The sequence below is a fragment of the Acidovorax sp. KPB24-07 genome (assembly GCF_057543315.1).
In genome coordinates, this window is the sequence record NZ_BAAJYS010000207.1 from 1 (window position 1) to 6,665 (window position 6,665).

The following is a 6,665-nucleotide window of genomic DNA, read 5'->3' on the forward strand; positions in this document are numbered from 1 at the left end:
GCCGGCGGCGCCCACAAAAAAGGCCCCTGACAAGGGGCCTTTTTTTGTGGGCGCCGCCGGCTGGAACCCTGAGGCGGGCCCCGTGCCCGGTCAGTGCGGAGCCCCGCTTTTTTGCCGGTGCTTTCTCGGGCGGCCCGACAGCAGGCGGTCGAAAAGCCCGTTCGGCAGCACACGCAGCAGCTTGGCCACCACGCCCATCTGCCAGGGAATGACGCGGTAGCTCGCGCCCGCGCGGATCGCGGCGAACGCGCGGTCGGCAAAGTCCCCGGGCTGCATCAAGAAGGGCATGGCGTAGCGGTTCTGCCGGGTGAGCGGGGTGTCGATGTACCCCGGGCACAGCGTGACCACCCGCACCCCCGACGAACGCAATTCGCCCCGCAGGCTTTCGCAGTAGCTGATGACCGCCGCCTTGCTGCCGCAGTAGGCGCCGTGGCCGGGCAGGCCCCGGATGCCGGCGACGCTGCCGATGCCCACGAGCGCCCCGCTGCCGCGCTGGGCCATCGCATCCACGAACGGCTGGAACGTGGCCGCCATGCCGATGTTGTTGGTGGCGAAGGTGCGGGCCATCACGTCGATGTCCTCGCGCACGGCAGTGTCCATGCCCACGCTGATGCCCGCGTTGGCGATGACGACATCGGGCACCCCTTGCCGGGCCATGCAGTCCTGGCCCGCCGCCACGATGCTGTCGGGCTGCGCCACATCGGCGCTATAAATTTGATAGCTATCTGCCGGGATGTTGCTTGCGCTGGCCCACGATTGCATCTCTGCCGTGCGGCGGGCCACCAGCGCAAGCCGGTACCCCGCCTGGTGAAAGCGCAGTGCGAGCGCCTGGCCGATGCCGCTGGATGCGCCGGTGATGAACACCAGGGGGCTGGAAGGCATGGGGGCTCCTGAGGGGTGGTTAGGCATCGTGCGCCGTCCGGTGCCGGTCACTTGCCGGGTGGCGGCATCAGCATGCCCTTCACGCGGCCCTGCAACTGCATGATCTGGCTGAGGTTGTTGTAGTCCATGGTGTCCGCGGTGAACTGGTCCTTGCCCCGCGTCAGCGTGACTGGCTGGTTCGACTGCACCCGTTCGTCGTTCAGCCACGCGTGCAGGAACTCGCCCCGGAACTGAAGGCGCGGCAGCGGCTCGCGCCCGGGACGCACCAGGGGCTCGCGGGTGACGATGGCGTTGCCGAACAGTTGCACCTCGGAACCGTCCGCATTGGTGAGCGCGCGGTCGGCCGTGGCGATGGTCAGGCGGCCATCGGGCGCGACCGAGCGCATGTGGGCCTTGTCGATCTCCAGCGTATCGGTGTCCAGGTAGTGGCGCGCGAAATCGCCGCGGACATCGCTTTGCAGCCGGCCGGTGGCATCGAAGCTCTTGACCGAGAAGGTCTTCATGAAATAGTCCGGCTCGTGCGTCAGCGGGCGCTCCTGCACGGGCTTGGCCGGTGTGGGCGCGTTGCGCACCAGCCACCACGTGCCCAGCGCCATGAGCCCCATGAGGGCCACGGGAAGGTAGATGGACAGCCGGTCCCAGCCCCGGCGCAGCGTGGCGATCATGCGGTGTAGGCCTCCAGCAGTTGGGCATAGCGGCCACTGGCCACCAGCAGCAGGTCGCAGAACTCGCGCGCCGCGCCGGCCCCGCCCGCTGCGGCGGTGACGTGGTGGGCCACCGCACGGGCCTCGATGTGGGCATGGCAGGGCGCGCAGGCGAGGGCGCAGCGGCGCATCAGGGGCAGGTCGGGCCAGTCATCGCCGATCACGGCGGCCTGCGCCCAGTCGAGTCCCAGTTCGGCCAGGATGGATTCGGCGGCCGGACGCTTGTCTTCGGTGCCGAAGCGGGCATGCACCACGCCCAGGTTCTTCAGGCGCAGGCGCAGCGCGGGGGCATCGCGGCCCGTCACCACGGCGGGGGTGATTCCGGCCTTTTGCAGCAGCTTGATGCCGTGGCCGTCGAGCGTGTGAAAGCGCTTGAGCGTCTCGCCGGCTTCGCTGAAGTACAGGCCGCCGTCGGTGAGCACGCCGTCCACGTCGAAAAACGCCACGCGCACGCCCTGCGCGCGCAGCAGCAGTTGCGCATCGAACTGCAGGGCGGGCCGCAGGGGCGGCAGCGGCTGGCTGGCGGGCGTTGCCGCCCCGGCCGTGGCGTGGGCGAGGGGCTGGTCCATCAGATGACCTTCGCGCGCATCAGGTCGCCGATGTGCACCACGCCGATGAGAAGGCCGTCGGGATGGGCCACCAGCACGCTGGTGATGGCGTGGCGCTCCATCATTTCGGCGGCGTCCACGGCCAGCGCGTCGGGGGCGATGGTGCGCGGGCTGGGGTGCATGACCTCGCCCGCGGTCGCGCCGCGCAGTTCCGCGCCGGCTTCGATGCGCCGGCGCAGGTCGCCGTCGGTGAAGATGCCGAGCACGCGGCCCGCATCGTCCACCACGGCCGAGGCGCCCAGGCGCTTGGCGCTCATCTCGCGCATGAGTTCGCTGAACGATGCGCCGGGCGCCACGCGCGGGATTTCTTCGCCCGAGCGCATGACGTCGCTCACGTGGGTGAGCAGCTTGCGGCCCAGGGCCCCGCCGGGGTGGGAGCGCGCGAAGTCTTCGGACCGGAACCCGCGGGCGTCCAGCAAGGCGACGGCCAGGGCGTCGCCCATGGCCAGCTGCGCGGTGGTGCTGGCGGTAGGGGCCAGGTTGAGCGGACAGGCCTCGCGGTCCACGCTGCAGTCCAGCACCAGATCGGCATGGCGCGCCAGGGTGGACTGAAGCCCCCCGGTCATGGCCACGAGCGGCACGCCCAGGCGCTTGAGCACGGGCAGCAGCACGGTGAGCTCGGCGCTTTCGCCGCTGTTGGAAATGCCCAGGACCAGATCGCCCGGCGTGACCATGCCCAGGTCGCCATGGCTGGCTTCCGCAGGGTGCACGAAAAAGGCGGGCGTGCCGGTGGAGGCCAGGGTGGCGGCGATCTTGCGGCCGATGTGGCCGCTCTTGCCCATGCCCATCACCACGACGCGCCCCGTGGTGGCGAGCACGCGCTCGACGGCACTGGCGAAGCTCGCGTCCACGCGGGCCGACAGGCCGGCCAGGGCGGCGGCCTCGATATCGAAGGTTTCGCGGGCCAGGCGCAGCGCCTGGTCGGCATGGAAGGGCGCAGGCGCGGCGGGGGCGGAAAGCATGCGCGGATTCTATCGGCCGGACCATGGGCCTGCGCCGCGCCTGGGCTAGCATCCGTGCATGTCCTCACTTGCCTTGACGTTGCTCTACCTGCTGGCTGCCGTGCTGGGGGTGGTGGCGTGCCGCAGCCTCAAGCTGCCGCCGATGCTGGGCTACCTGGCCGCGGGCATCCTGATCGGGCCCCATGCGCTGGCCCTGGCCCAGAACTCGGAAGGCGTGCGCCACCTGGGCGAGTTCGGCGTGGTGTTCCTCATGTTCGCCATCGGCCTGGAATTCAGCCTGTCCAAGCTGCGCGCCATGCGCCAGTTCGTGTTCGGCCTGGGACTGATGCAGGTGGCGCTGACCATGGCGGCCACCATGGCGGGTGTGCTGCTGCTGTCGCGCTACGTGGGCGGCATCTGGGACATGGGCTGGCAGACGGCGCTGGCCCTGGCCGGCACGCTGGTGATGAGCAGCACCGCCATCGTGGTCAAGCTGATGGCCGAGCGGGCGGAGCTGGAGAGCGAGCACGGTCGCCGCGTGCTGGGCATCCTGCTGTTCCAGGATCTGGCCGTGGTGCCGCTGCTGGTGCTGATCCCGGCGCTCGGCTCCCGGCCGGACCAGCTGTTCGTCGCGCTGGGCCTGGCGCTGCTCAAGGCCACGGTGCTGGTGGGCGTGCTGCTGGCGGGTGGCCAGCGGGTGATGCGCTGGTGGCTCACGCTGGTGGCGCGCCGCAAGAGCGACGAGCTGTTCATGCTGAACCTGCTGCTCATCACGCTGGGGCTGGCCTGGCTGACCGAGACGGCGGGGCTGTCGCTGGCGCTTGGGGCCTTCATCGCCGGCGTGCTGGTGTCCGAAACCGAATACCGCCACCAGGTGGGCACGGACATCCGTCCCTTCCACGACGTGTTGCTGGGCCTGTTCTTCATCACCGTGGGGATGATGCTGGACTGGCACATCCTGCTGGAGCGCTGGGCGCTGGTGCTGCTGCTCTTGGTGGTGCCCTTGCTGGTCAAGGCCGGCGTGATCCTGGTGCTGGCGCGCGGCATGGGCGCCACCACGGGCGTGTCGCTTCGCACCGGGCTGTATCTGGCGCAGGCGGGGGAGTTCGGTTTCGTGCTGCTGTCGCTCACGCAGGAGCACGGGCTGGTGCAGCCCGCGCTGATGAACCCCATCCTGGCCGCGATGGTGCTGTCGATGCTGGCGACGCCGTTCCTCATCCTGTACAGCAACCGCATCGTGATGAAGCTGGTCGCCAGCGACTGGCTGCAGCAGTCGCTGCAGATGACCACCATCGCACGCAAGTCGATCAACACCAGCAAGCACGTGCTGATCTGCGGCTACGGGCGCTGCGGCCAGAACCTGGCGCGGATGCTGGAGCGCGAAGGCATTCCCTACATGGCGCTGGACCTGGACCCCGACCGGGTGCGCCAGGCCGCGGCGGCCGGGGATTCCGTGGTGTACGGCGATGCCACGCGGCTGCAGGCCCTGATGGCGGCCGGGCTGGTGCGCGCCAGTGCCGTGGCGGTGACGTACCTGGACATTCCCGCCACGCTCAAGGTGCTGGCCAATACGCGCGAGCACGCGCCGCAGGTGCCGGTGGTGGTGCGAACGCAGGACGACCAATACCTCGACAAACTGCAGGCCGCCGGCGCGACCGAGGTGGTGCCCGAGGCCATCGAAGGCTCGCTGATGCTGGCCAGCCATGCGCTGGCGCTGGTCGGCGTGCCCATGCGGCGGGTGCTGCGCCTGGTGCAGGACCAGCGCGACGCCCGCTACAACCTGCTGCGCGGCTACTTCCACGGGGCGGACGACGACACCGTGTCCGAGCGCGACCAGGAGCGGCTGGCGTCCATCACGCTGCCCCCCGGGGTGCGGCCGCTGGGCCAGGCGCTGGGGCCGCTGGCCCTGCAGGCGATGGGTGTGCGGGTGGTGAACCTGCGCCACAAGGACGGCCGCATGTCCCAGCCGGACGATGCCACGGTGCTGGCCGAAGGCGACACGCTGGTGCTCTCGGGCCACCCCACGGCGCTGGCGCTGGCGGAAGACGCCTTGCTGCGGGTGTGAACGCCTGGCAGCCGCCTGCGGCTGCCCCGCCGATACACTGCATTCCTTCCCTTCTTTCCCTCCCCCTGGCGTGGTGGCACCTGTGCGGCCGTGCGCGGGCGGTCTTTTCCTTCCAGCCTTCTCCACCGCGCCATGCAAGCCCTCAGCGTCAACGAATACCTTCGCCAGCACATCCGCACGGTGCCCGACTGGCCCGCGCCGGGCGTGCAGTTCCGGGACATCACTCCGCTGCTGCAGGACCCGAAGGTGTTCCGCGTGCTCATCGATGCCTTCGTGCACCGCTACATGGACCGGGCCCTGCGGCCCGATGTGGTGGCCGGGCTGGATGCGCGCGGCTTCATTCTGGGCGCGGTCGTGGCCTATGAGCTGAACGTGGGCTTCGTGCCGATCCGCAAGAAAGGCAAGCTGCCCTTCACCACGGTCGAGGAAACCTACGAACTGGAATACGGCAGCGCCACCGTGGAGCTGCATGCCGATGCCGTGAAGCCCGGCGACCGCGTGCTGCTCATCGACGATCTGATCGCCACGGGCGGCACGATGATGGCGGGCAAGAATCTGCTGGAGCGGCTGGGCGCGACGGTGACCGAGGGCGCGGCCATCGTGGACCTGCCCGAGCTGGGTGGCTCGCAGCGCCTGCGGGACGCGGGCCTGCCGCTGTACACGCTGGTGGACTTCGCCGGTCACTGAGCCCGGGGACGGAAAGCCGCTGGCCGGGCACGCCACGGCCCCTGGATGGGCAGGCGCGATAAAATTAGCAATCATTCTCATCCTTCGGATTCGTTCCGGCGTTCGGCTGGAGACCGCCGCGGCGTGGGGCGTTGGCGCTGCTGCAGATGGAATGGCTTTTCTCGTTCGCTTCTTTCCTGGGTTCCGTCCGCTATGTCCCGCCTTGTCCCGTTCGACCCGCGCCGCTTCGGCCTGCGGGCTGTCTCTCTTTCCGCCCCCGGCCAGGCTCTGGCGCATGCCGGACCTGGCGAAGGGGCGGGCCTGTGAACCGCGACGGCGCCACATCCCAGCCGCTGGCCCGGAGCGCTGGTGCGTTGGCCCCTGACGGGGCTTGCCAGCCGCAGGGCGGGGCATCGGAGGCCCGGCGTGCTCCATGGCGCCGGCTGTCGCTGCCCTCGCTGCGGCAGGCGTGGTTCCAGGTGCACTGGTTTCTGGGCATCACGGCGGGGACCGTGCTCGTGGTCATCGGCCTGTCCGGGGCGCTGCTGTCCTTCCATGAGGAAATCCTGGACGCCCTCAACCCCGGCGTGCGCCAGGTCACGCCGCACGCCGGGCCCATGCTCACCCCGCAGCAGATCATGGATGCCGTGGCGCGCGTGCCCGGCCACCCGCGCATCAGCACCCTCACGGTGCAATCGCAACCCGGCGCGGCGGCGCGGGTGATCTTCCAGGCGCGTCCCGGCGAGCGCCGGGGCGACACCGTCTACGTGCACCCCTACACCGGCGCGCTGCAGCCGGC

7 protein-coding genes are annotated in these 6,665 nt (G+C 70.1%); 3 read left to right on the forward strand and 4 right to left on the reverse strand.

The annotated features are described in order from the left end of the window. Positions 1–90 precede the first annotated feature (90 nt). The 4 genes from AC27IQ_RS17200 to AC27IQ_RS17215 are packed head-to-tail and all read right to left on the reverse strand — an operon-like array spanning position 91 to position 3,156. Positions 91–882 (reverse strand): SDR family oxidoreductase, encoded by a 792-nt coding sequence (locus AC27IQ_RS17200; protein WP_317359882.1) that lies wholly within the window; start codon positions 880–882, stop codon positions 91–93. Positions 883–929: 47 nt separating this feature from the next. Continuing rightward, the gene (gene lptC / locus AC27IQ_RS17205; RefSeq protein ID WP_317359884.1) at positions 930–1,547 is read right to left on the reverse strand and encodes an LPS export ABC transporter periplasmic protein LptC; all 618 of its coding nucleotides are present in this window, start codon (positions 1,545–1,547) and stop codon (positions 930–932) included. Further along, positions 1,544–2,155, reverse strand: a complete 612-nt coding sequence (locus tag AC27IQ_RS17210; RefSeq protein ID WP_284424555.1) for a KdsC family phosphatase — start codon at positions 2,153–2,155, stop codon at positions 1,544–1,546. The genes lptC and AC27IQ_RS17210 overlap by 4 nt, the downstream gene beginning before the upstream one ends. Continuing rightward, positions 2,155–3,156 (reverse strand): KpsF/GutQ family sugar-phosphate isomerase, encoded by a 1,002-nt coding sequence (locus tag AC27IQ_RS17215; RefSeq protein WP_487090185.1) that lies wholly within the window; start codon positions 3,154–3,156, stop codon positions 2,155–2,157. The genes AC27IQ_RS17210 and AC27IQ_RS17215 overlap by 1 nt, the downstream gene beginning before the upstream one ends. A gap of 58 nt (positions 3,157–3,214) precedes the next feature. On the opposite strand from AC27IQ_RS17215, the gene AC27IQ_RS17220 reads away from it, so the two are divergent. The 3 genes from AC27IQ_RS17220 to AC27IQ_RS17230 form a co-directional block, all read left to right on the forward strand. After that, on the forward strand, positions 3,215–5,200 hold the full coding sequence (locus AC27IQ_RS17220) for a monovalent cation:proton antiporter family protein (RefSeq protein WP_317359889.1): 1,986 nt from the start codon (positions 3,215–3,217) through the stop codon (positions 5,198–5,200). 132 nt (positions 5,201–5,332) lie between these two features. After that, positions 5,333–5,887 carry an adenine phosphoribosyltransferase gene (locus tag AC27IQ_RS17225; protein WP_092742468.1) on the forward strand — a complete coding sequence of 185 codons (555 nt, stop codon included), beginning with the start codon at positions 5,333–5,335 and terminating at the stop codon, positions 5,885–5,887. 302 nt (positions 5,888–6,189) lie between these two features. Then, positions 6,190–6,665 (forward strand): PepSY domain-containing protein (locus AC27IQ_RS17230; protein ID WP_487090186.1); only part of this gene is annotated, 476 nt, incomplete at its 3' end.

Bases quoted from the DNA above. Each gene is read 5' to 3' on its own strand.
- lptC (WP_317359884.1), bottom strand. From the start codon at position 1,547: ATGATCGCCACGCTGCGCCGGGGCTGGGACCGGCTGTCCATCTACCTT.
- AC27IQ_RS17210 (WP_284424555.1), bottom strand. From the start codon at position 2,155: ATGGACCAGCCCCTCGCCCACGCCACGGCCGGGGCGGCAACGCCCGCC.
- AC27IQ_RS17220 (WP_317359889.1), top strand. From the start codon at position 3,215: ATGTCCTCACTTGCCTTGACGTTGCTCTACCTGCTGGCTGCCGTGCTG.
- AC27IQ_RS17215 (WP_487090185.1), bottom strand. From the start codon at position 3,156: ATGCTTTCCGCCCCCGCCGCGCCTGCGCCCTTCCATGCCGACCAGGCG.
- AC27IQ_RS17200 (WP_317359882.1), bottom strand. From the start codon at position 882: ATGCCTTCCAGCCCCCTGGTGTTCATCACCGGCGCATCCAGCGGCATC.
- AC27IQ_RS17225 (WP_092742468.1), top strand. From the start codon at position 5,333: ATGCAAGCCCTCAGCGTCAACGAATACCTTCGCCAGCACATCCGCACG.